This is a genomic window from Altericroceibacterium endophyticum, from assembly GCF_009827595.1.
Taxonomy (GTDB): Bacteria; Pseudomonadota; Alphaproteobacteria; order Sphingomonadales; family Sphingomonadaceae; genus Altericroceibacterium; species Altericroceibacterium endophyticum.
This window is the reverse complement of the sequence record NZ_WTYT01000002.1, coordinates 551,931-575,945: the sequence shown is the minus strand read 5'-3', so window position 1 is coordinate 575,945 and position 24,015 is coordinate 551,931. Positions and strand designations below refer to the sequence as shown.

The 24,015-nt window shown below is 58.8% G+C and carries 19 protein-coding genes; 7 read left to right on the top strand and 12 right to left on the bottom strand.

Annotated elements, in window-relative coordinates:
- Window positions 1–410: 410 nt before the first annotated feature.
- Genes GRI91_RS06700 through GRI91_RS06690 form a run of 3 tightly spaced genes read left to right on the top strand, consistent with a single transcriptional unit; the run spans window position 411 to window position 3,081 of the window.
- Window positions 411–1,118 (top strand): CoA transferase subunit A, encoded by a 708-nt coding sequence (locus GRI91_RS06700; RefSeq protein WP_160735833.1) that lies wholly within the window; start codon window positions 411–413, stop codon window positions 1,116–1,118.
- 2 nt (window positions 1,119–1,120) lie between these two features.
- Window positions 1,121–1,756, top strand: a complete 636-nt coding sequence (locus GRI91_RS06695) for a CoA transferase subunit B (protein ID WP_160735832.1) — start codon at window positions 1,121–1,123, stop codon at window positions 1,754–1,756.
- A 47-nt stretch (window positions 1,757–1,803) separates the two neighbouring features.
- Entirely contained in the window at window positions 1,804–3,081 is a 1,278-nt protein-coding gene (locus GRI91_RS06690; RefSeq protein WP_160735831.1) for a spinster family MFS transporter, read from the top strand.
- A 108-nt stretch (window positions 3,082–3,189) separates the two neighbouring features.
- On the opposite strand, the gene groL is transcribed toward GRI91_RS06690, so the two are convergent.
- The 3 genes from groL to GRI91_RS06675 all read right to left on the bottom strand — a co-directional run bounded on the left by groL (window position 3,190) and on the right by GRI91_RS06675 (window position 6,732).
- A complete protein-coding gene (gene groL / locus GRI91_RS06685) occupies window positions 3,190–4,839 on the bottom strand; it encodes a chaperonin GroEL (protein WP_160735830.1) in 1,650 nt (549 codons plus the stop codon).
- A 56-nt stretch (window positions 4,840–4,895) separates the two neighbouring features.
- Window positions 4,896–5,183 (bottom strand): co-chaperone GroES, encoded by a 288-nt coding sequence (gene groES / locus GRI91_RS06680; RefSeq protein ID WP_160735829.1) that lies wholly within the window; start codon window positions 5,181–5,183, stop codon window positions 4,896–4,898.
- Between the two features lie 151 nt (window positions 5,184–5,334).
- Window positions 5,335–6,732, bottom strand: coding sequence for an MATE family efflux transporter (locus GRI91_RS06675; RefSeq protein ID WP_160735828.1), 1,398 nt, complete (start codon window positions 6,730–6,732; stop codon window positions 5,335–5,337).
- 165 nt (window positions 6,733–6,897) lie between these two features.
- Here GRI91_RS06675 and GRI91_RS06670 point away from each other — a divergent pair, with 165 nt between their 5' ends.
- A complete protein-coding gene (locus GRI91_RS06670) occupies window positions 6,898–7,380 on the top strand; it encodes a c-type cytochrome (protein ID WP_160735827.1) in 483 nt (160 codons plus the stop codon).
- Window positions 7,381–7,620: 240 nt separating this feature from the next.
- On the opposite strand, the gene rplL is transcribed toward GRI91_RS06670, so the two are convergent.
- From rplL to GRI91_RS06655, 3 genes are all read right to left on the bottom strand, one after another.
- Window positions 7,621–7,995 (bottom strand): 50S ribosomal protein L7/L12, encoded by a 375-nt coding sequence (gene rplL / locus GRI91_RS06665; protein WP_160735826.1) that lies wholly within the window; start codon window positions 7,993–7,995, stop codon window positions 7,621–7,623.
- Window positions 7,996–8,076: 81 nt separating this feature from the next.
- Window positions 8,077–8,592: a 50S ribosomal protein L10 gene (gene rplJ / locus GRI91_RS06660; RefSeq protein WP_160735825.1), complete on the bottom strand. Its 516-nt coding sequence runs from the start codon at window positions 8,590–8,592 to the stop codon at window positions 8,077–8,079.
- 618 nt (window positions 8,593–9,210) lie between these two features.
- Window positions 9,211–10,038, bottom strand: coding sequence for an oxidoreductase (locus GRI91_RS06655; protein WP_160735824.1), 828 nt, complete (start codon window positions 10,036–10,038; stop codon window positions 9,211–9,213).
- 97 nt (window positions 10,039–10,135) lie between these two features.
- Between GRI91_RS06655 and GRI91_RS06650 the strand changes: the two genes are divergently transcribed.
- The gene (locus GRI91_RS06650; protein WP_160735823.1) at window positions 10,136–11,062 is read left to right on the top strand and encodes an AraC family transcriptional regulator; all 927 of its coding nucleotides are present in this window, start codon (window positions 10,136–10,138) and stop codon (window positions 11,060–11,062) included.
- Window positions 11,063–11,212: 150 nt separating this feature from the next.
- On the opposite strand, the gene GRI91_RS16320 is transcribed toward GRI91_RS06650, so the two are convergent.
- From GRI91_RS16320 to GRI91_RS06625, 5 genes are all read right to left on the bottom strand, one after another.
- On the bottom strand, window positions 11,213–11,323 hold the full coding sequence (locus GRI91_RS16320) for a helix-turn-helix domain-containing protein (RefSeq protein WP_160735822.1): 111 nt from the start codon (window positions 11,321–11,323) through the stop codon (window positions 11,213–11,215).
- Window positions 11,324–12,871: a hypothetical protein gene (locus tag GRI91_RS06640; RefSeq protein ID WP_160735821.1), complete on the bottom strand. Its 1,548-nt coding sequence runs from the start codon at window positions 12,869–12,871 to the stop codon at window positions 11,324–11,326.
- 144 nt (window positions 12,872–13,015) lie between these two features.
- Window positions 13,016–13,219, bottom strand: coding sequence for a helix-turn-helix domain-containing protein (locus GRI91_RS06635; RefSeq protein WP_160735820.1), 204 nt, complete (start codon window positions 13,217–13,219; stop codon window positions 13,016–13,018).
- Window positions 13,219–13,767 (bottom strand): DUF2975 domain-containing protein, encoded by a 549-nt coding sequence (locus tag GRI91_RS06630; RefSeq protein ID WP_237437698.1) that lies wholly within the window; start codon window positions 13,765–13,767, stop codon window positions 13,219–13,221. The genes GRI91_RS06635 and GRI91_RS06630 overlap by 1 nt, the downstream gene beginning before the upstream one ends.
- 35 nt (window positions 13,768–13,802) lie before the next feature.
- On the bottom strand, window positions 13,803–13,943 hold the full coding sequence (locus tag GRI91_RS06625; protein ID WP_160735819.1) for a hypothetical protein: 141 nt from the start codon (window positions 13,941–13,943) through the stop codon (window positions 13,803–13,805).
- 443 nt (window positions 13,944–14,386) lie between these two features.
- On the opposite strand from GRI91_RS06625, the gene rpoB reads away from it, so the two are divergent.
- Both rpoB and rpoC read left to right on the top strand, forming a co-directional pair.
- The gene (gene rpoB, locus GRI91_RS06620) at window positions 14,387–18,562 is read left to right on the top strand and encodes a DNA-directed RNA polymerase subunit beta (RefSeq protein ID WP_160735818.1); all 4,176 of its coding nucleotides are present in this window, start codon (window positions 14,387–14,389) and stop codon (window positions 18,560–18,562) included.
- Window positions 18,563–18,636: 74 nt separating this feature from the next.
- Window positions 18,637–22,950 carry a DNA-directed RNA polymerase subunit beta' gene (gene rpoC / locus GRI91_RS06615; RefSeq protein ID WP_160735817.1) on the top strand — a complete coding sequence of 1,438 codons (4,314 nt, stop codon included), beginning with the start codon at window positions 18,637–18,639 and terminating at the stop codon, window positions 22,948–22,950.
- 89 nt (window positions 22,951–23,039) lie between these two features.
- On the opposite strand, the gene GRI91_RS06610 is transcribed toward rpoC, so the two are convergent.
- Window positions 23,040–23,924 (bottom strand): AraC family transcriptional regulator, encoded by an 885-nt coding sequence (locus GRI91_RS06610; protein WP_160735816.1) that lies wholly within the window; start codon window positions 23,922–23,924, stop codon window positions 23,040–23,042.
- Window positions 23,925–24,015: the final 91 nt, after the last annotated feature.

Below are 24,015 nucleotides of genomic sequence, written 5' to 3'. Positions count from 1 at the left end.
GCGCACAGTTTGGCTGCCGTAAAAAGGCCAAAAAAAGACCCGGCCGAACCGGCCAGGTCTTGGAAGTTTTGGGAGAGGATGCCTGAAAGGCGAGTTCGATATGCTCGTTTCGGTCCTATCTCGCAAGTGCGAAAAACGCATCCTTTGTTGAGTTTAGCGCAACACACACTTTCATATCCCGCAAAAGCTCGTTAATCCAACGTTTATGTAGTGGTTCCAAATTTGCAATTCGGCCCAGCCACTTCGATTGCGTAAAATTTATTGTGCACTGCACAACGACTTGGCGTGGAATCGACGGAGCAAATTCGAAATCCGGACTATCTCGCTTTTGCAGCGAGCAAAGCGGATGGTATGAGAGGCGGAACCCGTGTTCGATTTATTCGGTATGCCGCCGTGATCAGGAGATTCGCATGCAGAAACTTTACCCCGATGCCGCCGCAGCCCTCGACGGAATTCTGACCGATAACATGCTCATCGCTTCGGGCGGTTTCGGGCTATGCGGCGTTCCTGAAAGGCTGATCGATGCGATCCAGCAAAGCGGCGTGAGTGGTTTGACCTTTGCCAGCAACAATGCCGGGATCGACAATGAGGGGATCGGCAAATTGCTGCGTAGCAAACAGGTCGCCAAGATGATCTCTTCCTATGTCGGCGAGAATAAGGAATTTGAGCGACAGTTTCTGTCTGGTGAGCTGGAGGTCGAATTCTGTCCGCAAGGCACGCTTGCCGAACGGATGCGCGCCGGGGGCGCGGGCATACCGGCCTTCTATACAAAAACAGGCGTTGGCACGATGGTCGCCGAAGGCAAGGAAGTGAAAACCTTCGATGGCCAGGATTACATCATGGAGCGTGCGATCGTGGCCGATCTGTCGATCGTGAAGGCCTGGAAAGCGGATGAAACCGGCAATCTCGTGTTTCGCAAAACTGCGCGCAACTTCAATCTGCCTGCGGCAAGCTGCGGCAAGATCTGCGTCGTGGAAGTAGAGGAAGTGGTCCCTGCAGGCACGCTCGACCCGGATCATATTCATTTGCCCGGCGTCTATGTCCAACGCATGATCGTGGGCGCGCCCTATGACAAAAAAATCGAATTTGTAACAACGCGCGAGAGGGAAGCAGCATAATCATGGCCTGGACACGCGATCAGATGGCCGCTCGGGCGGCCCAGGAACTGGAAGACGGATTTTATGTGAATCTGGGCATCGGCATTCCCACGCTGGTGGCCAATTTCATCCCCGAAGGTGTGGATGTCACGCTGCAATCGGAAAACGGCATGCTGGGGATCGGGCCCTTCCCCTATGCGGGGGAGGAAGATGCCGATCTTATCAATGCGGGCAAGCAGACGATCAGCGAGCTGCCCCATTCCGCCTATTTCGACAGTGCTGCCAGCTTCGCCATGATCCGGGGCGGTCATATCGATCTCACCGTGCTGGGCGCGATGGAAGTGTCTGAAAAAGGCGACATCGCCAACTGGATGATCCCGGGCAAAATGATCAAGGGCATGGGCGGCGCGATGGATCTCGTCGCTGGTGTGAAGAAGATCATCGTGGTGATGGATCACACGGCCAAAGATGGCAGCCCCAAATTCATTCCCGAATGTTCTTTGCCGCTCACCGGTACGAATGTGGTCGATATGGTCATCACCAATCTGGCCGTGTTTCAGCGGTCTGATCATGCCAGCCCGTTCAAACTGATTGAACTGGCACCGGGCGTAAGCGCGGAAGAGGTGGCGGAAAAAACCACGGCAAGTTACACCTCCTGACACGGTAGCGCCCCGCTCAGGAGGGGGCGCCTGAGCGGGAGATGGAAATGGGATTGTCCACGCGGCGGGGTTCGCCCTGGCTGGCTCTGATCGTGCTGACGGGGATCAGCGCGGTCGGTTTTATCGACCGGATCGTGCTGAATGTTCTGGCCGAGCCGATCAAATTGGAATTTGGGCTCAGCGATACGCAGCTCGGCCTGCTGACGGGCCTTGCCTTTGCCGTGCTTAATGTCGGGCTGGGTATCTTCGTCGCGCGCGTGGCGGAGCGCCGGCGGCGGATGTCGCTGATCGCATTGGGCACCGTTTTATGGTCGCTGGCAACGGCGGCCTGCGGCTTTGTCAGCAGCTGGGTGCAATTGCTCTTTGCGCGGATCGGCGTGGGTGTAGGCGAAGCCGTCGGGCTGCCCGCCACGCAATCGGTGGTGTCGGATTATTTCCCGCCCGAGCGCCGTGCAACCGCCATGTCCGTATTGTTGCTGGCCCCGCCCATCGGGGCCTTTATCGGCTCGGCTGGCGGGGCATGGATTGCGCAATATTATGGCTGGCGCAGCGCTTTCATCGCGGCCGCGATACCGGGGATATTGCTGGCCGCTTTTGCCTATCTCTTCGTTTCTGAACCATTGCGCGGCCAGTTTGACCGGGAAGGCGGTGACGACCATGTCCCGCCCATCAGCGCGGTTGCAAAGCGCTTCCTCGGCCTTGGGAGCGCGCGCAACATGCTCATCGGATCGACGCTGGCATCACTCGTGGGCTTTGGCCTCAACGCTTTTGTGGCGGTGTTGCTGCTGCGCAAATTTGGTTTTTCGCTGCTGGAGGCGGGTGTCTATTCGGGCCTGCTAGCCAGCTTTCCTGGCGCGATTTCGGTGTTTTTCGGGGGGCGCCTGGCCGACCATTTCGGCAAAACGCATCCCTCGGCCTATGCGCTGGTTCCGGGAATTTGTCTGCTGCTATCGGCACCGCTTTATATTGTGGCGATCTCGAGCGAAAATGTGGCCGTCCTGCTCAGCGTGATGTGCGTCGCGGCCTTGTTCCAATATGCCTATCTGGGCGTGACCTATGGAACCCTGCATAATTTGCTGCATCCGCGGATGCGGGCCACCGGCTCTGCTTTGCTCAGCGCACTTTACGGACTGCTGGGGCAGGGAATCGGTCCGGTGGTGATTGGCGCGATCAGCGATCAATTCATCGCCAGAGGTTTTGATGGGGGTACGTCCATCGCCCGGGCCATGGCCATCACTGCCGGGCTCTATCTGATTGCCGGGGCGTTCTACTGTCTGGCCGCACGCCATTTGAAGGGAGACTTTGAAAAGGTCCAGAACATGTAGGCAAGCCGGTTTCGTTTCGAAGGCTGCCCTGGCAGCAGGCATAGAAAAAGGCCCGGAGGAATGTTCCTCCGGGCCTTTTCTTGATCCGGTATGGATACGGGTGTGGGCTTAGAAGCCCATGCCGCCGCCCATGCCGCCCATGCCGCCCATATCGGGCATGGCCGGGGCCGACTTGTCTTCCGGAATTTCTGCAATCGCAGCTTCGGTGGTGATCAGCAGACCGGCCACGGAAGATGCGTCCTGCAGAGCAGCACGGACAACCTTGGTCGGATCGATCACACCAGCAGCCACGAGGTTTTCGTAAACATCGGTTGCAGCGTTGAAGCCCAGGCTTTCGTCCTTGGCGTCGATCAGCTTGCCAGCGACGACGGCGCCGTCATGGCCAGCATTCTGAGCGATCTGACGAACAGGAGCCTGCAGTGCACGACGAACGATGTCGATGCCGCGGGTCTGGTCTTCATTTTCGCCGGTCAGGCCTTCAAGCGCAGCAGATGCGTAAAGCAGTGCCGTGCCGCCACCGGGGACGATGCCTTCTTCGACCGCAGCGCGGGTTGCGTGAAGAGCGTCGTCGACGCGATCCTTGCGTTCCTTCACTTCGACTTCGGTGGCGCCGCCAACCTTGATCACAGCCACACCGCCGGCGAGCTTGGCCAGACGTTCCTGCAGCTTTTCCTTGTCGTAATCCGACGTGGTGCTTTCAATCTGAGCGCGGATCTGTTCGACGCGAGCCGAGATTTCGCTCTGTTCACCAGCGCCATCAACGATGGTGGTGTTGTCCTTGTCGATCGTGACGCGCTTGGCCTGGCCGAGCATGTTGAGCGACACGTTTTCGAGCTTGATGCCGAGATCTTCGGAAACCATTTCGCCCTTGGTAAGGATCGAGATGTCCTGCAGCATCGCCTTGCGACGATCACCGAAGCCCGGAGCCTTCACAGCAGCGATCTTCAGGCCGCCGCGCAGCTTGTTGACCACCAGGGTTGCCAGTGCTTCGCCTTCGATGTCTTCTGCAATGATCAGCAGCGGACGGCCCGACTGCACGACGGATTCAAGAATCGGCAGCATGGACTGAAGGTTGGACAGTTTCTTTTCGAAGATCAGGATATAGGGATCTTCGAGTTCGACGGTCATCTTTTCCGGGTTCGTCACGAAGTAAGGCGACAGGTAACCACGGTCGAACTGCATGCCTTCAACGACATCGAGTTCAAATTCGAGACCCTTGGCCTCTTCAACTGTGATGACGCCTTCTTTGCCAACCTTGTCCATGGCTTCGGCGATCTTTTCGCCGACTTCCTTGTCGCCATTGGCGGAGATAACACCGACCTGGGCGATTTCGGCGGAACCGGACACGTCCTTCGAACGGCCCTTCAGGTTTTCGACAACCTTGGTCACGGCGAGATCGATGCCGCGCTTCAGATCCATCGGGTTCATGCCGGCCGAAACCGACTTCATGCCTTCGGTAACGATCGACTGAGCCAGCACGGTTGCCGTGGTGGTGCCGTCGCCGGCGAGGTCGTTCGTCTTGGAAGCCACTTCGCGCAGCATCTGTGCGCCCATATTTTCGAACTTGTCCTTAAGTTCGATTTCCTTGGCGACGGAAACGCCGTCCTTGGTAATACGGGGAGCGCCGAAGCTCTTGTCGATCACGACGTTGCGGCCCTTGGGGCCCAGCGTAACCTTTACGGCATTGGCGAGCGTATCAACGCCCTTGAGGATGCGTTCGCGTGCGTCGCGCGAGAATTTCACGTCCTTGGCAGCCATTATCGTTTCTCCTGAATTTCAGATTTCGTTGAAAGTAGCGTTGCGTCGGGGATGGCTCAGGCCATCACGCCGAGGATGTCGCTTTCTTTCATGATGAGCAGATCTTCACCGTCGACCTTGACTTCGGTGCCCGACCATTTGCCGAACAGGACGCGATCGCCTGCCTTGACATCGAGCGGGGTAACCTTGCCATCTTCAGCCTTGGAACCGGTGCCGACAGAGACGATTTCGCCTTCGCTGGGCTTTTCCTTGGCGCTGTCGGGAATGATGATGCCGCCGGCCGTTTTTTCTTCGGCTTCGATGCGACGGACCAGAACGCGGTCGTGGAGCGGACGGAATGCCATATGTATGACCTCTTCCAAAAATTGGTTGTGTGTTTTGGCACTCTCCGATTGAGAGTGCCAGCGACGCGGATATGGTTCTGTCGCCCGCCGCCGTCAACCACTGGCTGGGCAATTTTTTTGACGAGACAATGAATCGTACGGTGAAGCGGTGTCAGTGCCGGACGAGACCCAGTTTTTCGCGCCGGACCCAGCGTTGCAGCAAGGCGATGGCGACCAGCGTCAGGCCCAGCGCAAGCCCGATCCAGATACCGCGCCCGGCCAGCGGCGTGTAAAACGCCAGATAGGCGGCAAGGGTAAAGCCGCAGCCCCAATAACCGAGCAGGGCATAGGCCATCGGCACCCGCGTATCCTGCAAACCGCGCAACGCGCCCATCGCCACGGCCTGCACGGCGTCTGACAGCTGGAACGCGGCGGCAATCGCCAGATAGCTGACGGCGAGGCTGACCATCGCCAGATTTTCAGGTGCCTCCGGATCGATCCAGACCGACAGCAAGAGCCGCGGCATGAACAGCATCGCGCCGCCGGTTATCATGACGAAGACCAGACCGCACAGAATAGCGACCCAGCCCGCGCGGCCCATTGCATCACGGTCCTTCGCCCCGAAATGATAGCCGACCCGGATCACCGCAGCCTGTCCGATGCCAAAGGGAATCTGAAAGGCGAGGGCTGCAATATTGAGCGCCAATGTGTGCGCGGCCAGTTCCAGTGCGCCGATATTGCCCATCAGAAAGGCAGCGGCATTGAACAATCCAGCCTCGGCCACGATCGTGACGGCAACTGGCGTGCCGATCTTCAAAATTGCGCGAAAAGCTTCCCATTCGGGTCGCCAGATATTGCCGAAGACATAATAACGCTTCAGGCGCCGGTCGCGGAAAATTGCGACGACAAAGGCCAGCATCGTCACCACGCCTGTAACCACACTGGCCCAGGCCGCACCGGCGAGGCCCATTTCGGGTATCCCGAAGGCGCCAAAGACAAGGATGTAATTGCCAACGAAGTTCACCGGCAAAACCGCCAGCGCTATCATGGTGGCGAAAAAGGGACGCCCCAGCGCAGACACGAAGCTGCGGAGCACATTGGCGATCAGCTGGGGGATGAAGGCCCAGGCGATAATATTCAGATAAACCGCCGAATGGGCGGCAACTTCCGGCTCCTGACCGGTGATATCCATGAACCAGCGGCCGCCGAAACAGGCCAGCATCGCCAGCATGCCGAACAAAACAGCCTGCCACATGGCCATGCGTGTCGCCCGGCGGACCTCGCGGATGGCAGGGCCGCGGCGTCCGATAGCTTCGGCTATCAGGGCTGCGACCGATCCGGTCAGCCCGCACAGGCTCCAGATCATCGTCCCCTGAAACGCGACCGCCAGACTGGCCCCGGCAAGCTCTATGGGGCCGAGCCGCGCAATGAACATCACATCCATTGCCCCGATGGCCATCTGCAGCAAGCCGGCGACCGCCAGCGGTCCTGCCAAACGCAAGGTGGCGGCCAGCTCTTCGCGCCAGCTATCGGCGCTATGGCCGGAGGTTATGGGTAAGGTTGCAGTCATGGCGGCGTGGCGAATAGGCCTGTTTGTTATCTGGGCATAGGGACGATTTGCCCAATTGATCACATTGCCAGTTTGCAGCAGATCAGCTGGGTGAAGGTTTGTGCTTTTCGCACTGGATCAGGCGCGATAGTAACGACCGTGATAATTGATGGAGGGCCTTAGAATATGCGTAGAATCCTTTTGGGTGCAGCTCTTACACTGGCTTTGTCCGCCTGTGGGGGCGGGGACGAGCAAGGCGGTGCAACTGCTGATGATCAGGCGGCCGCTCCGGCCAGCAACGATACGGCACCCGCTGCAGAAACCACTCCAGCCCCAGAGGCAAGCGCGGAACCTGTGGCTTACGATCCGGCATCTGGCCCGCCACAGGCGTTCACCCAATGTGCGGTCTGCCATTCGGTTGAGCCCGGCAAACAAATGATCGGCCCGTCGCTGCACGGCATTTATGGTGAAAAAGCGGGCGACGTCGAAGGTTATACCTTTAGCAAGGCGATGCTTGATTCAGGGCTGACCTGGGACGATGAAACGCTTGATACCTATCTGCAGAATCCGCGCAAAATGGTCCCCGGAACCAAGATGAGCTATGCTGGTCTGCGCGATGACGCGAAGCGCCAGGAAGTCATCACCTATATCAAATATCTTTCGGAATAAGTCTCCGTCTCCCATGTGATCGCGCGCTGGCAACACGAGCTGGCGCGCGTTTTCTTTGTGGCCCCCCGGCACGGCCCAGTCGGTCAGCCTGTTACCCGTTCGTGAGTCCGGTTCTCGGACGCTGTCATTATGTAGGGAAGGCCGCCCGGCAAACAAAAAGGGTGGCACCTTGCGGTACCACCCCTTCCGAATCTCTCAGCAGAGAGAAGTAGCGGGGCCGGCAAACCGGCCCCAACCCAATTACTTGAGTTCGACGGTACCGCCGGCTGCTTCGATCTTGCCCTTGATTTCTTCGGCTTCAGCCTTGTTGACGCCTTCCTTGACGGCCTTCGGAGCGCCTTCGACCAGAGCCTTCGCTTCGGTAAGGCCGAGACCGGTGATGGCGCGGACTTCCTTGATGACCTGGATTTTCTTGCCACCGTCGCCGGTGAGAACGACGTCGAATTCGTCCTTTTCTTCAGCAGCCGGGGCATCGCCACCAGCAGCCGGGCCAGCAACCGCAACGGCTGCAGCAGCGGAAACGCCCCACTCTTCTTCAAGAGCCTTGGCGAGTTCAGCAGCTTCCATGACGGTCAGCTGCGACAGTTCTTCAACAAGCTTGGCGATATCGGCCATTGTGCTTCACTCCAATTAATTGACTGGCCGGGCGGGTCTTCATGACCCCGAACCCGGTAAATTCGCGTTTGGAAAAACCTCTTACGCCGCTTCTTTGGCGCCATAGGCACCGAAGACGCGGGCAAGCTTGGCTGCCGGCTCGTTGACGGTCCGGACGATCTTCGTCGCCGGAGCGTTGATAAGGCCGACAATCGTGCCACGCAGCTCGTCGAGCGAAGGCATCGAGGCAAGCGCCTTGATACCAGCTTCGTCGAGCAACTGGCCGCCCATGGCACCACCGACGATTTCGAGCTTGTCGTTCGTCTTGGCGAAGTCCACCGCAACCTTGGCAGCCGCAACCGGGTCTACCGAGGAAGCAAGAGCAGTCGGACCCGTGAGCATATCGCTCAGATCTTCGTACTCTGTGTCCTTAAGGGCAAGCTTGGCAAGACGGTTCTTCGCAACCTTGTAGCTCGCGTCAGCTTCACGCATCTTCTGCCGAAGATCGGTGGACTGAGCCACCGACAGGCCGAGATTGCGGGTGATGACCACCACGCCAACCTCGTTGAACATTGCGTTGAGCTGGGCGACGGATTCGGTTTTTTGCGAACGATCCATGCCGTACTCCTTCACTATGGTCACGGCAGTGGAACCCACCAGCGTGACCGGCTCACAATCATCCGCTCCGGACGAAATCCGGAACGGCAACGGTCCGCTGACTAGGGAAGGAGGAGCGCCGATAGCGCCAACAGGTCAGGGCCAGGCCCCGCCTTGAAAACTCTTTCCCGTCTAGGCTGGAAATTAAGAAGGCCCAATTGCCTTCACCAACTGTCTCGGACGGATGACCCCGCCGGAAATCCGGCAGAGGGTCGTGGCGGCAATTAGCGGAGCGGGCAGCAGAGTCAAGAAAATTTCCCCTGAGCGGCCAGAATACGCGATTTTCCGGGTGGAACGGAAGTGACACTGTTCTGGAGCACGTTTTTTGGCCGTTTTTTCTGTCCATGACCGGGTCTCCGTGGTGTGCGAAAAGTGCTTCCACTCTGGAAGGGGCGCGAGCCTGTAGGAAAGCGCGAAGAATACGGGCGTTCCGGCGCAGGACAGTGCGGTGTCCCACTCCCGGCACCGCCCGTGCTGGTCGTTACCCCGACCTCTCCCCATCGTCATTCCTGCGCGGGCGGGAAGCCATCAAGGCGACCCGCACACCCCAAGAAACTCGCGAGCCGCCATCGGGAAGGGTCAGCCATCCGTCGAACGGGTAAGTGATTCCCACTCGGAAATCTCAGCCTCCATCGCGGACAAGCGCTTGCGAACCAGAGTTAGCGCATCGCTTCCGAGCAACAATTGCGGCGGGGGGGCATCCGACGATACCAAGGTCAAAACCGCTTGCGCCAGCTTGTCGGGATCGCCGAGTTGGTTGCCGTCCTTTTGCCTGCGCGCTTCGCGGATCGGATCGAACAATGCGTCATAATCGGCGATCGCCCGGTCGGTGCGGACCATCGACCTGCCCGCCCAGTCGGTTCGGAACGATCCCGGACACAGCGCGGTGACATGCACGCCGAACGGTGCCATTTCAGCGCGCATGACTTCGGAAATACCCTGGAGCGCGAACTTGCTTCCGGAGTAATAGGCGATGCCGGGCATCGTGATGAGCCCGCCCATCGAGGTAACGTTTACGATGAACCCGCTGCGACGCTCTCTAAACCGCGGCAGGAAGGCTCTCGCCATGGCGACCGCGCCAAAGACGTTGACGTCGAACTGGCGACGCATTTCCTCGAGCGGAGATTCCTCCAACACGCCTTCATGTCCGTACCCTGCATTGTTGATCAGCACATCGACTGAACCGTGATCCTTTTCAGCCTGTTCGACAATCGCCGGGATCGCTTCGAATTCGGTGACGTCGCAAAGCACCGCCCGCGCATCTGGCAAACGCCCACACAGAGAGGCGCGCGCCTCGTCCGAGCGCACAGCACCAATTACGCGGTGCCCGGCGGCCAGGGCTGCGCGTGCGATCGCAAAGCCGAAGCCCGAATTGGCCCCCGTGATAAAAAAAGTAAGACCTGTCATTGTCATTGCTCCAAGATAGTTGCGCTGCAGGCTTGCTAATTGCTATCGATGGGCTGCCTCCTCAATCGCGATTCCTCGCAGTTTCTTGCTCAATTCTATGACAGCCGTCCCTGATCTGCCCCCCCTCGCGAAACTAGCTTCCCCGCTGGCGCCGCAACACGGCTACAATTCGACCCCACTGCCGGGGCTGCGCATCCTGCGATCGGAGGCCATGCTCGACGATGTGCCCGTGCTGTATCGGCCCGGCGCGGTCTTCGTTTTGCAGGGGGCGAAACAGGGCGTGCTTGACGGGCAGGTCCTGCGATATGATGTCGATCACTATCTTGCCGTGTCGGTGCCGGTTCCGTTCCGCATGACGTCGCAGGCGAGCGCAGAGCATCCGCTCCTCGCGCTCTATTTCGATTTCGACCTGCAGCTTGCGGCGGAAATCGTCAGCGCTCTCGACCGGCGGGTAGGGACTCGTCCGGCGGAGCGCGCGCGCAGCCTTGTCTCCAGCCCGACCGAGCCAGCCATCGCACAGCTGCTTGATCGGCTGTTGCGCGCGCTTGCCCAGCCCGACGAGCTTGCCATTTTAGGCCCCGGCCTGCTTCGCGAGCTGCATTATCGCGTGTTGGTCGGCCAACAGGGGGGAGCGCTGATGGCGGCACTTCGTGGCGACGGGGCGACGACGCGGCTGGTCAACAGCCTCAACCTGATCCGCCGCCGCTATGCAGAGCCTCTGACCATCGCCGATCTCGCGCGCGAAGCGGGGATGAGCGCCCCGTCCTATCACGCCGGGTTCAAGGCGCTGACCGGCAGCACCCCGATCCAGTATATCAAGGCGATACGCCTGCATGAGGCACGATGGATGATTGCGATGCGAACCGGACCCATCGCTTCAATCGCGACCCGGGTCGGCTATGCCAGCGCGGCGCATTTCAGCCGCGATTTCAAACGCCATTTCGATCGCAATCCCAGCGAGGAAGCTGAGTGGATGCGCCACCATTTGGGAGAGCTGGCCACTGAGCGCAAACCTTCTGGTTAGCCAAACCAGGGCGAGCGGCAGCTTTTAGCATTATGCAAACCGCGAACTGCCGGCCGATATCGCGGTGTAAAGCCGCCACTAAAGTCCTTTGTTTCAAACCAAAAAGGCCGAGGCTTACTCGGCCCTTTTCCCTTAGCCGTAACGCTGCAATCAACCCTCATAGCCCAGCAGATCGCCCGGCTGGCAGCCCGGTTCGCGGCAGATGGCTTCGAGCGTGTGGAGAACGGCTGTCTCGGTTGCACTCTGTCTTGATGCGCTCACTCACTCACTCGGTGGATAGGGATCGAACCCTTCAGGAAGGGTCTGCAAGACCGGTTGGGGCAATATCCGCCCGACTTTCTCCGCCGCGGCCCGGACATCCGGGGCGCGGCGCAGGGCCTGCCATCTGGGTTCCATCATCCGCTCGAATGGCGTGAGAGCTGGGGCGGCAGCGGGTTGAACCACCCCTAGAGCCAAGCTGCGCGTCTTGTCGTCCGCGAGACGTTCGATGAGAAAAGCGCGGGCCTGCTCCATGTCTCCGCGGCATAAAAGCATGTTCAGGACGGGATGTGCGAGTTTTGTGCCCTGTCCAAGTAATTCGGCAATAGACTTCTGCGCTTCTTCCTCGCGTCCCATTTCCGACAGGGCGCAGATCCGGAGCGCCTGAACTTCAGCGGTTGCCGATTGATTGACAGAGTATCCGAGCTCTTTCGCCTGCGTCAGAAAACCGTCGCTCCATTCGAGGACTTTGGGCCAATCGAGCCGGTGTTGTGCCAACATAATGTAGGCAGCGTCGATATTGAGTTCATTTCCGCCCATATTTTCGGGGAAGGCTGCATCAAGCCGCGCAAGTGTGGTTAGCGCGTCCTCCGCTTGTCCAATGCGCACCATCGCTGTGGTAGTGGGAGGCACGAGTTGCACCAACTTCCACTGCTCTTCTGCTTCGGCATCGGTAGTAGAATCAACGAGAATCGGTAGGAAAAGCTCGACCACGGCCCGGTCGGCGTGTCTGCGGCTCAGAGCGGATAAATAGGCCTGTGCAGTCGAGAAATCCTGTGAGGCCTGCCATTCCTCGCGCAGTTTTGTCAGATATTCCCTAGAGAGCCCGCTGAAATCAGTGCCGGCCCGGTCGGCGATTGCGGGCCAGAGCATGGCATAGCGCCGGTCGACATAGAGCGTCAGCAGATCGTCTGGATTACTGACTTCTGCAATCAGCTGAATGGCTTTGTCTTCATTGCCTGCGCGAAGGGCCTCATAGGTACGCCCAAGCGCGGCAGCAGAGCGATCGGACTCGAGCCCCGCATCGTAACCGATCTCGTCCAGCCGGGCATTGACCTTATCAATAAGCCGGTGATCGCCAAGATCATCCAGTCGGCCGAGAAGCGCGCTCAAAGTGTACTGGTCGAACTGTTTTGCCAGCTCCGGCGCTTCCTGGCTTGCTGTGAGCCAGAGTTCCGCTGCGCGCTGAGGAGAACCGGAAAAGGTGAATAGGGATGTGGCGAACAATTTCGGCAAAGGATTGTCTGGCAGTAAGACCATTGCTTCTTCAACTGCCTCGATCGCCGCGTCCTGCTGACGTGCTTCGCCCAGCACTTTGGTGCGCATGGTCTGGACCATGCCGCGAACGGGGGTTGGATCGGGCAATTGGGCAAGTGCAGCGTCCAGTCGGTCCAGCGACGGATTGGGAGTCTGCATGAGTGACGAAATCTCCTCATACAGTTTCTTTTCAGCCACCCAGGATGGCTGATCGCTATCATCAACCGCCGGTTCCTGTGCCGTTGCCGGTGTGGAACTTATGAATAAGAGCGCCAGTACAGCCAGATACTTCATTTCGTCCCCTTAGTATCTGCAGCGTATTCATCGGTTTCTGTGATTTTTGCAGATCAAGACGTAATTCTAGGGGTAGTTGCGGCGCAGAATCAAGAAAAGGCCGAGGTTTCCCCCGGCCCTTTCTCTTTAGTCGTAACGCTGCAATCAATCCTCATAGCCCAGCAGATCGCCCGGCTGGCAGTCCAGTTCGCGGCAGATGGCTTCGAGGGTGGAGAAGCGGATTGCCTTGGCCTTGCCGGTCTTGAGGATCGAGAGATTGGCGAGGGTGAGGCCGACCTTGTCGGCCAGTTCGGTGAGGGTCATGCGGCGATCATGCAGCAGATCGTCGAGTTTAACGAGTACCGGCATCACACGGTCCCTTCCAGATCGTCGCGCATTTCGGCTCCCTGACGGAACACACGGGCGAGAATAAAGAGCGTGAGGATCAGCAGCAATCCGCCGCCGGGAAAACTCAGGTCCACATCCGCATTTCTCCCCGAATCTGCGGCGATACGCGCGATCCATGTGCCGAGCGCTCCGACAGGGATGGTGACGAGCTGTCCGATCAGGGCTGTCCACCCCATGCGCGACAGGCGGCGGGCATTTTCAGGGATGAAGGGGTCGCCTTCGCCCACGCTCAGCACGATCCGGCGGAGAAGTAACAGGAAATAGACCATCAGACCCATCAGCAGTGCCACGAAGCCAAGTAGTAAGGCAATGCCGGGGATCAGCGCGGTGGGGACATTCTTACCATCGGCGGCCAGTTCGGCGAGAATGTCGCTCTGGAAGATCAGGAGTGCCGGGACGCCCAGCAGCACGGCTATTCCGGCGAAGGCGAATAGGGCGGTGAAGAAAATCAGGATGATCCGGGCAAAACCAAGCAGCGGATCGCGGGTGACGGAAGGCATGGCGGCCATGGGATGTCTCCTGTGAAAGCGGGGAAGGGTGGGGCTTAGGCCAGCGTTGCTGTGATCAGCACGGAGCTGGTGGCACTGGCGGGCGCGCCGGGCACGATGATGGCGGGTATGAACAATCCGAGCGCCATAAGGGCAGCGGCAAGAGCAGCAGAGCTGTTACGAAGGAAATGAACCATTTGTCGTTCTCCGATATATCCAATATCGATAATCAATAAGACGATTCGCACATATCGTCAATCGATAATATCGAAAAACGATAATTTGCATATCGAATAAAGGTGCGTGCGATGGTGCCGGGAGCTCATCGCGCCAGTCGCCAGAGCCCGGATTTTCGGCGTTTTGCCATTTGACAGCGGGGCTTCCTGTGCCTATATCGACAGCCACATAGCCGGTTTGTTTCGAGCAAGCCGAACCCGGCGCGGGGGTTCGGCAAGGGATGGAAACCCCGGTTTTCCTTGATACGCGAACAAAGTCGTTGCGAACCGACTCCGGTTTCGGAGTCGGTGGTGCTGCGGCTCTTTTCGCGTTTTCAGGGGCCACGTTCCGCGCGTGGCATGAATTTACCGTGGGGAGGATCTTTCCCCCGCGGCCTATAAAGCGAAGAGGCTTAACGCGACTTATGGCGACACAGGCGAACGTTCCGGCAACGACCGGAGCCCCCACCGGCAGCAAGAAGAAGCGCATCCGCAAGATTTTTGGCGATATCCACGAAGTCGTGGAAATGCCGAATCTGATCGAGGTGCAGCGCGAGAGCTATGAACAGTTCCTGCGCTCCGATCCGTCGATCGGCTATGTATCGGGTCTTGAAAAGACGCTGCGCTCGGTTTTCCCGATCCGCGACTTTGCCGGCACTGCCGAGCTGGACTTCGTGCATTACGAGCTTGAAGATCCGAAATATGACACGACCGAGTGTCGCCAGCGTGGGATTACCTATGCCGCGCCGATGAAGGTCACTCTGCGTCTGATCGTGTTCGAGGTCGACCAGGAAACCGAAACCCGTTCCGTGCTCGATATCAAGGAGCAGGACGTCTATATGGGCGACATGCCGCTCATGACCGAGAACGGCACCTTCCAGATCAATGGCACCGAACGCGTTATCGTCAGCCAGATGCACCGTTCGCCCGGTGTGCTGTTTGATCATGACCGCGGCAAGACCCACAGCTCGGGCAAATTCCTCTTCGCTGCCCGCGTCATTCCCTATCGTGGTTCGTGGCTGGATTTTGAATTCGACGCCAAGGACATCGTGAACGTCCGTATCGACCGTAAGCGTAAGCTGCCGGTTACGGCGCTGCTTTATGGTCTGGGCCTCGACAGCGAAGAAATCCTCGCGCATTTCTACAACACGGTTGTGTGGGAACGCGGTCCCGATGGCTGGAAAATCCCCTTCGTGGCGGAAACATGGCGCGGTCTGAAGCCGACCTTCCCGCTGGTGAACGCTGATACGGGTGAGGAAGTGTTCCCCGCCAATCAGAAGGTTTCGCCGCGCGCTGCCAACAAGGCGGAAAAGGATGGCCTCAAAACGCTGCTCATCCCGACCGAAGAAATCTTCGCGCATTATTCCGCGCGTGACCTGATCGATGAATCCACCGGCCGCATCTATATTGAAGCCGGCGATGAAGTGACGCCCGAAAATCTCGAAGCGTTGGACAAGGCCGGTCTCGACAAGCTGGAATTGCTGGATATCGACCACGTCAACACCGGCCCCTGGATCCGCAACACGATGAAGGTCGACAAGGCCGAAAATCGTGATGAAGGTCTGGAAGCCATCTATAAGGTGATGCGTCCCGGCGAACCGCCGACCAAGGAAACCGCCGAAGCGCTTTTCGAAGGCCTGTTCTTCGATAGCGAGCGCTACGACCTTTCCGCCGTTGGCCGTGTGAAGCTCAACATGCGTCTTGGCCTTGATGCCGAAGACACCGTGACCACGCTGCGCAAGGAAGACATCCTGGCCGTGGTCAAGGAGCTGGTCGACCTGAAGGACGGCAAGGGCGATGTCGACGACATCGACAACCTCGGCAACCGCCGTGTGCGTTCGGTCGGCGAATTGCTGGAAAACCAGTACCGCGTCGGTCTGCTGCGCATGGAGCGCGCGGTGAAGGAACGCATGAGCTCGGTCGATGTGTCGACCGTCATGCCGAACGACCTCATCAATGCGAAGCCGGCCGTGGCCGCGGTCCGCGAATTCTTCGGCTCCAGCCAGCTGTCGCAATTCATGGACCAGACCAACCCGCTGTCCGAAGTGACGCATAAGCGCCGCGTTTCGGCTCTCGGGCCGGGCGGTTTGACGCGTGAACGTGCAGGCTTTGAAGTCCGCGACGTTCATCCGACCCATTATGGCCGTATCTGCCCGATTGAAACGCCGGAAGGCCCGAACATCGGCCTGATCAACTCGCTCTCGACCTTTGCGCGGGTGAACAAATACGGCTTCATCGAAACGCCGTACCGCCTGGTGAAAGAGGGCAAGGTTTCCGGCGACGTGGTCTATCTCTCCGCGATGGAAGAGCAGAAGCACACGGTGGCGCAGGCTTCGGCTGAAACCGATGAAGAAGGCGCCTTCGTTGAGGAGCTGATCTCAGCCCGGCAGAATGGCGAATTCGTCATGGCGCCGAACGAAACCATCACGCTGATGGACGTTTCGCCCAAGCAGCTCGTCTCGGTCGCCGCATCGCTCATTCCCTTCCTGGAAAACGATGACGCCAACCGCGCATTGATGGGCTCCAACATGCAACGTCAGGCCGTGCCGCTGGTGAAGGCCGAAGCGCCTTTCGTCGGCACCGGCATGGAAGAAACCGTGGCCCGGGATTCGGGTGCGGCCATTTCCGCCATCCGCGCCGGCGTGGTCGATCAGGTCGACGCCACCCGTATCGTGATCCGTGCAAGCGGCGAAGTGGAAGCGGGCAATCCTGGCGTGGACATCTACACGCTGCAGAAATTCCAGCGGAGCAACCAGGATACCTGCATCAATCAGCGTCCGCTGGTGAAGGTGGGCGAAGTGGTCGAAAAGGGCGATACCATCGCCGACGGCCCGTCGACCGATCTGGGCGAACTGGCACTGGGCCGTAACAGCCTCGTCGCCTTCATGCCTTGGAATGGCTACAATTACGAAGACTCCATCCTGATCTCCGAGCGGATCGTTAAGGATGACGTCTTCACCTCGATCCATATCGAGGAATTCGAAGTCATGGCCCGCGACACGAAGCTGGGCCCGGAAGACATCACGCGGGACATTCCCAATGTCGGTGAGGAGGCTCTGCGCAACCTCGACGAAGCGGGTATCGTCTATATCGGCGCTGAAGTGCATCCGAGTGATATTCTGGTGGGCAAGATCACGCCCAAGGGCGAAAGCCCGATGACGCCGGAAGAAAAGCTGCTGCGCGCAATCTTCGGTGAAAAGGCCAGCGACGTGCGTGACACGTCACTTCGCCTGCCGCCGGGTGTGAGCGGCACGATTGTCGATGTGCGCGTCTTCAACCGTCACGGTATCGAAATCGATGACCGTACGCGTGCCATCCAGAACGAGGAAATCGAACGCCTCAAGAAGGATAGCGAAGACGAACGCGCCATTCTCAACCGCGCCACCTATAACCGGCTCAAGGATATGTTGATCGGTCAGACCGCTTCGGCCGCGCCCAAGGGCGTCAAGAAGGGTGTGGAGATTGACGAGGAGCTGCTGGGCACGCTGGAACGCCACGAATGGTTCAAATTCGCGGTGGCCGACGATGCCATGCAGACCCAGCTTGAAGCGGTGAAGGAACAATACGACCTCGCCGTGGCGCGGATCAAAGAGAAGTTCGAAGATCGCAAGGAAAAGCTGGAGCGTGGTGACGAACTCGCTCCGGGTGTTCTCAAGATGGTCAAGGTCTTCGTGGCCGTGAAGCGCAAGCTTCAGCCGGGCGACAAGATGGCCGGCCGTCACGGGAACAAGGGTGTCATCAGCCGGATCCTTCCGGCCGAAGACATGCCGTTCATGGAAGACGGCACGCCGGTCGATCTGGTGCTCAACCCGCTTGGTGTGCCCTCGCGTATGAACGTCGGGCAGATCTTCGAAACCCATCTCGGCTTTGCCGCGCGTGGCCTCGGCATGCAGATCAAGGAACAGCTCGAGGAATGGCGCGCCGCCAATCCCGACATCACGGCGGGTCCCCCGCCGGCAGTCCTGGTCGACAAGCTGAAGGATATTTATGGCGAGCAATATTACGATGATATTGAAAGCCGTAATTCCGAAGAACTGGCCGAACTGGCGGGCAATCTCGTCACCGGTGTCCCGATGGGTACCCCGGTATTCGATGGCGCGCGTGAAAGCGATGTCACCGACATGCTGCTGAAGGCCGGCTACGAATCCTCGGGCCAGTCCACGCTGTATGACGGCCGTACGGGCGCTGCTTTCGACCGTAAGGTGACGGTGGGCATTATTTACATGCTCAAACTGCACCACCTTGTTGACGACAAGATCCACGCGCGTTCGATCGGCCCCTACTCGCTTGTCACTCAGCAGCCGCTGGGCGGTAAGGCGCAGTTCGGTGGTCAGCGCTTCGGGGAAATGGAAGTCTGGGCGCTGCAGGCATATGGTGCGGCCTACACGCTGCAGGAAATGCTCACGGTGAAATCCGATGACGTCATCGGCCGGACCAAGGTTTACGAAGCGATCGTCAAGGGTGACGATACGTTCGAGGCCGGCATTCCGGAAAGCTTCAACGTGCTCGTCAAGGAAATGCGTTCCCTCGGCCTCAACGTCGAACTCTCGTCTTTTGACGACGGGGAAGATGGCGATGCTCTGCCGGAGGCGGCGGAATAAGGATGGTCGGGCGGCCCTGCCGGGTCGCCCCCTCCGCTTCCGCCAAAGACATCTTACCCGCGAGGGATTGAAACATGAATGAACTGACCAAATTCACCAACCAGCTCGCCAAGCCCGAGACGTTCGACCAGATCCAGATCGGGATCGCGTCACCTGAACGTATTCGCAGCTGGTCCTTCGGCGAAATCAAGAAGCCGGAAACCATCAACTATCGGACCTTCAAGCCGGAGCGTGACGGCCTTTTCTGTGCCCGCATCTTCGGTCCGGTGAAGGATTACGAATGCTTGTGCGGCAAGTATAAGCGCATGAAGTACAAGGGCGTCGTCTGCGAAAAATGCGGCGTCGAAGTGACCGTGACCAAGGTCCGCCGTGAACGGATGGGCCATATCGAACTGGCCGCGCCGGTTGCACATATCTGGTACCTCAAATCGCTGCCTTCGCGCATCGGTCTGTTGCTCGACATGCAGCTCAAGCAGCTCGAACGCGTGCTTTATTTCGAAAGCTACGTGGTCACCGAGCCCGGCCTGACGCCGATGGAAAAATTCCAGCTGCTGACCGAAGACGAGCTGCTGGAAGCGCAGGATGAATATGGCGAAGATGCTTTTGCTGCCGGTATCGGCGCAGAAGCCGTCAAGATCATGCTCATGGATCTCGACCTTGAGCAGGAGCGTGAAGACCTCCTGACCGAACTGGCCGAGACCAAATCCACGCTGAAGCCCAAGAAAATCATCAAGCGGCTGAAGGTCGTTGAAAGCTTCATCGATTCGGGCAACCGTCCCGAATGGATGATCCTTGAAGTCGTGCCGGTTATTCCGCCCGAACTGCGCCCGCTGGTGCCGCTCGACGGTGGCCGTTTCGCGACGTCCGATCTTAACGATCTCTATCGCCGCGTGATCAACCGTAACAACCGCCTGAAGCGCCTGATGGAGCTGCGTGCACCGGACATCATCGTCCGCAATGAAAAGCGCATGCTGCAGGAATCGGTCGACGCTCTGTTCGACAATGGTCGCCGCGGCCGGATCATCACCGGTGCCAACAAGCGTCCACTGAAATCACTCAGCGACATGCTGAAGGGTAAGCAGGGCCGTTTCCGTCAGAACCTTCTCGGTAAGCGCGTCGATTATTCGGGCCGTTCCGTGATCGTGACCGGTCCGGAACTGAAACTGCATCAGTGCGGTCTGCCCAAGAAGATGGCGCTCGAACTGTTCAAGCCGTTCATTTACGCCCGTCTGGATGCCAAGGGTCTTTCCATGACCCTGAAGCAGGCCAAGAAATGGGTCGAAAAAGAACGCAAGGAAGTCTGGGACATTCTGGACGAAGTGATCCGCGAGCATCCGGTTCTGCTGAACCGCGCGCCCACGCTTCACCGTCTTGGCATTCAGGCCTTCGAACCCGTGCTGATCGAAGGTAAGGCGATCCAGCTTCACCCGCTGGTCTGCTCGGCCTTCAATGCCGACTTCGATGGTGACCAGATGGCCGTCCACGTGCCGCTTTCGCTGGAAGCCCAGCTCGAAGCACGCGTGCTGATGATGTCGACCAACAACATCCTGTCGCCTGCCAATGGCAAGCCGATCATCGTTCCGTCACAGGATATGGTGCTGGGGATCTATTACCTTTCGATGGACCGCGAAGGCGAGCCGGGCGAAGGCAGCATCCTGGGCGACATGTCCGAAGTGCATCAGGCGCTGGAAGTCGGGGCGGTGACGCTCCATTCCAAGATTGTCAGCCGGGTTCCGCAGACCGATGAAAAGGGTAAGGAATACCTCAAGCGCGTGGAAACGACGCCGGGCCGTATGCTGATCAGCGAATGCCTGCCGAAGAGCCACAAGGTGCCCTACGACGTCATCAACCGCCTTCTGACGAAGAAGGACATCGGTGACGTGATCGACGAAGTCTATCGTCACACGGGCCAGAAGGACACGGTGCTGTTTGCCGATGCGATCATGTCGCTGGGCTTCCGCCATGCCTGCCGCGCCGGTATTTCCTTCGGTAAGGATGATATGATCATTCCCGACAGTAAGGTCGGCATGATCGAGGAAACCAAGACCCTGGTGGCTGATTACGAACAGCAATATCAGGATGGTTTCATCACCCAGCAGGAAAAGTACAACAAGGTGATCGACGCGTGGAGCCGTTGCGGTGACACGGTTGCATCGGCCATGATGGACGAAATTCGTGCGACGCCGAAGGATGAGAACGGCCGCGAAGCGCAGATCAACTCGATCTACATGATGAGCCACTCCGGTGCGCGTGGTTCACCAGCACAGATGAAGCAGCTTGCCGGCATGCGCGGCCTGATGGCCAAGCCGAGCGGCGAAATCATCGAAACGCCGATCATTTCGAACTTCAAGGAAGGTCTGACCGTTCTTGAATACTTCAACTCCACGCACGGCGCCCGTAAGGGTCTGGCCGACACCGCGCTCAAGACGGCAAACTCGGGTTATCTGACCCGTCGTCTGGTCGATGTGTCGCAGGATTGCGTCATCGTGGAAGAAGACTGCAAGACGCAGAATGCACTGGATATGCGCGCCATCATCCAGGGCGGCAGTGTCATTGCTTCGCTGGGCGAACGTATTCTGGGCCGCACCACGGCCGAAGAAATCGTCAACGCTGCCACGGGTGAAGTGATCGTCAAGGCCGGCACGCTGCTGGACGAACCGATGGTGAAAGCCATCGAGGAAGCCGAAGTGCAGAAGGCCAAGATCCGTTCGCCGCTGGTCTGCGAAGCGGAACAGGGTGTCTGCGGCAAGTGCTACGGGCGTGACCTTGCCCGCGGTACGCCGGTGAATATCGGTGAAGCTGTCGGCGTTATCGCCGCGCAGTCGATCGGTGAGCCGGGCACGCAGCTGACCATGCGTACCTTCCATATTGGTGGTGCCGCGCAGCTGAACGAAACCAGCCATCTGGAATCGATCTCTGACGGTACGATCGAATATCGTGATATGCCGACCATCACGGATAAGCGCGGACGTCGTCTGTCGCTGGCCCGGAATGGCGAAATTGCGATCATCGATGCCGAGGGCCGCGAACGCGCTATCCATCGTCTGCCTTATGGTACGATGCTGATGTTCGAAGATGGCGCCAAGGTGAAGGAAGGCGATCGGATCGCTGAATGGGATCCGTTCACCCTGCCGATCATCACCGAACAGTCCGGTGTCGTGAAGTATCAGGATCTTGCCGAAAACAAGACGATGGAAGAACGGACCGACGAAGCAACGGGCATGACCCAGCGCGTCGTCACCGAATATCGTTCCACCGGCCGTGCCAAGAAGGAAGATCTGCGTCCGCGTATGACTCTTCTGAATGAAGCGGATGACGATACGGAAGCAGCACGTTACATGCTGGCACCTGGTACGACCCTGTCGGTCGAGGATGGTCAGCGGGTTGAAGCGGGTGACATTCTTGCCCGTGCCAGCCGCGAAGCTGCCAAGACGCGTGACATCACCGGCGGTCTGCCGCGTGTGGCCGAATTGTTCGAAGCGCGTAAGCCGAAGGACAATGCGATCATCGCCAAGATTTCCGGCCGGATCGAATTCGTTCGCGACTATAAGGCGAAGCGCAAGATCGCGATTGTCCCGGAAGAGGGTGATCCGGTCGAATATCTGATCCCGAAGACCAAGGTCATCGACGTTCAGGAAGGCGACTTCGTGAAGAAGGGTGACACGCTGATTTCGGGTTCGCCCGATCCGCATGACATTCTCGAAGTGCTCGGCGTGGAAGCGCTGGCCGAATATCTCGTGGACGAAATCCAGGAAGTCTACCGTTTGCAGGGCGTGAAGATCAACGACAAGCACATCGAGGTGATCGTTCGCCAGATGCTGCAGAAGGTTGAAATCACCGATGGCGGCGACACCACGTTGCTGCCGGGCGAACAAGTCGATCTGGAAGAAATGAATGAGGAAAACGCCAAGCTGACCCGGTCGAAGAAGCCGGCTCAGGGTAAGCCGATCCTGCTGGGCATTACCAAGGCCAGCCTGCAGACCCGCAGCTTCATTTCTGCCGCTTCCTTCCAGGAAACCACCCGCGTGCTGACGCAGGCTTCGGTTGAAGGGAAGAAGGACGTTCTGACCGGCCTGAAGGAAAACGTCATTGTTGGCCGTCTCATCCCCGCCGGTACCGGCGCAGGTATGAACCGGGTCCGCGTGACGGCAACCAGCCGCGACGCCGCCCTGCGTGCCCAGTATCGCAAGATGCAGGAAGCGCTGGTGGCAGCAAACAGTGCCGAGGAAGAACGCAAGGCAGAAGCCATGCGTGATCCGGCCGACGATCTGGGCGACGATCCGCTCGCCCGGATGGAAGGTGAAACGCACGGTACCGATGCTGACGCAGGCGAATATCTGCAGCAGAGCGACGAAGGCGAGGCCGCAACGCCCGACGACGAAGCCTGAGAGCAGACTGACTGACAGAAAAAGCCCCGTCGGAGCGATCCGGCGGGGCTTTTTCGTGGGTGACAGGTTCGTGAGTGACGGGGCAGCGCTCAGGCGAGCGGTAAATAGAGCTCCACCACAGCGGAATTTTCCGGCACTTCGGGGAACAGCTGCAGCCGCTCGCAAAAGAGCGGATAGTCCCGCAGGCTCTCCCCGCTCTGTGACAACCACTCACGATAGAGGAAGTCCGCCGCTTTGCGCAGATCGTCCGTATTGCCGGTCTGGCGCAACAGGGCGCAGCGCCCACCGGGAATGATCCCTGCCTTTACCGGTGCGTCGACATCCAGATGGAAGCCTTCTGGCAATCCTGCGCAGAGATCCATCCGGTAGTTGTCGGATGGCGTATCGCCGGGGTCATTGTGAAAGATATTAAAGGTTCGGCTGCGTGACGGTGGCAATTTATGGGCCCGCCGCCACGCGATGAAGTCGCTGATCGTGTCATGCAGCAGGCGCGGGTCACCGCGATGTTCCATGATGGCGACCGCAGTGGGTTCGAAAAATACTGTCTCAACACAGTCAAAGGTGAAATCTGGCATCAGCAGGCTCCGTGCTTCGGTCAAGGGGGTGAGAGTTTGGAGCCATGAAAGCCAGTCAGCCTTGCCGCGAAAATCTCGCGGCCATTGCTGCACCATCCGATGGAAGGCTCTGGCGAAGCTTTCCGGCGCAGCAAAGCCTGCGTCATAGGCGATCTGGGTGATCGATTGCCGGTCACGCAGAGCCAGTTGATATGACGCGCGCTTGATCCGCGTGAGCTGGACATAAAGGTGCAGCGCAATGCCCAGATGGGCGCGAAACTGGCGGTGAAAATGACAGGGCGACAGCGCGGCAACACCCGCGAGTGTCTCCAGCGACAAATCACCATCCAGATGGGTATCGATATGGTCGAGCACGCGGATGAAGCGTTCATTCAATATGCTACGGCGGCTGTCTGTCATAATCTGTCCTTCATGGCAGAGCCCTCTTCGCGCGAAAATAAGCGAGCCGCCTGACCGATCTTGCTCTTCTGCACCGCATTTCCATCGATGA

What these genes read in the sequence shown, in the direction of transcription:
- GRI91_RS06675 (WP_160735828.1), bottom strand. Translation starts at nt 6,732, where the DNA reads ATGACTGCAACCTTACCCATAACCTCCGGCCATAGCGCCGATAGCTGG.
- GRI91_RS06625 (WP_160735819.1), bottom strand. Translation starts at nt 13,943, where the DNA reads ATGGTTCATTTCCTTCGTAACAGCTCTGCTGCTCTTGCCGCTGCCCTT.
- rpoC (WP_160735817.1), top strand. Translation starts at nt 18,637, where the DNA reads ATGAATGAACTGACCAAATTCACCAACCAGCTCGCCAAGCCCGAGACG.
- GRI91_RS06610 (WP_160735816.1), bottom strand. Translation starts at nt 23,924, where the DNA reads ATGACAGACAGCCGCCGTAGCATATTGAATGAACGCTTCATCCGCGTG.
- GRI91_RS06695 (WP_160735832.1), top strand. Translation starts at nt 1,121, where the DNA reads ATGGCCTGGACACGCGATCAGATGGCCGCTCGGGCGGCCCAGGAACTG.
- rplJ (WP_160735825.1), bottom strand. Translation starts at nt 8,592, where the DNA reads ATGGATCGTTCGCAAAAAACCGAATCCGTCGCCCAGCTCAACGCAATG.
- rpoB (WP_160735818.1), top strand. Translation starts at nt 14,387, where the DNA reads ATGGCGACACAGGCGAACGTTCCGGCAACGACCGGAGCCCCCACCGGC.
- groES (WP_160735829.1), bottom strand. Translation starts at nt 5,183, where the DNA reads ATGGCATTCCGTCCGCTCCACGACCGCGTTCTGGTCCGTCGCATCGAA.
- GRI91_RS06690 (WP_160735831.1), top strand. Translation starts at nt 1,804, where the DNA reads ATGGGATTGTCCACGCGGCGGGGTTCGCCCTGGCTGGCTCTGATCGTG.
- rplL (WP_160735826.1), bottom strand. Translation starts at nt 7,995, where the DNA reads ATGGCCGATATCGCCAAGCTTGTTGAAGAACTGTCGCAGCTGACCGTC.
- GRI91_RS06700 (WP_160735833.1), top strand. Translation starts at nt 411, where the DNA reads ATGCAGAAACTTTACCCCGATGCCGCCGCAGCCCTCGACGGAATTCTG.
- GRI91_RS06670 (WP_160735827.1), top strand. Translation starts at nt 6,898, where the DNA reads ATGCGTAGAATCCTTTTGGGTGCAGCTCTTACACTGGCTTTGTCCGCC.
- GRI91_RS06635 (WP_160735820.1), bottom strand. Translation starts at nt 13,219, where the DNA reads ATGCCGGTACTCGTTAAACTCGACGATCTGCTGCATGATCGCCGCATG.
- GRI91_RS06655 (WP_160735824.1), bottom strand. Translation starts at nt 10,038, where the DNA reads ATGACAGGTCTTACTTTTTTTATCACGGGGGCCAATTCGGGCTTCGGC.
- GRI91_RS06630 (WP_237437698.1), bottom strand. Translation starts at nt 13,767, where the DNA reads ATGGCCGCCATGCCTTCCGTCACCCGCGATCCGCTGCTTGGTTTTGCC.
- groL (WP_160735830.1), bottom strand. Translation starts at nt 4,839, where the DNA reads ATGGCTGCCAAGGACGTGAAATTCTCGCGCGACGCACGCGAACGCATC.
- GRI91_RS06640 (WP_160735821.1), bottom strand. Translation starts at nt 12,871, where the DNA reads ATGAAGTATCTGGCTGTACTGGCGCTCTTATTCATAAGTTCCACACCG.
- GRI91_RS06650 (WP_160735823.1), top strand. Translation starts at nt 10,136, where the DNA reads ATGACAGCCGTCCCTGATCTGCCCCCCCTCGCGAAACTAGCTTCCCCG.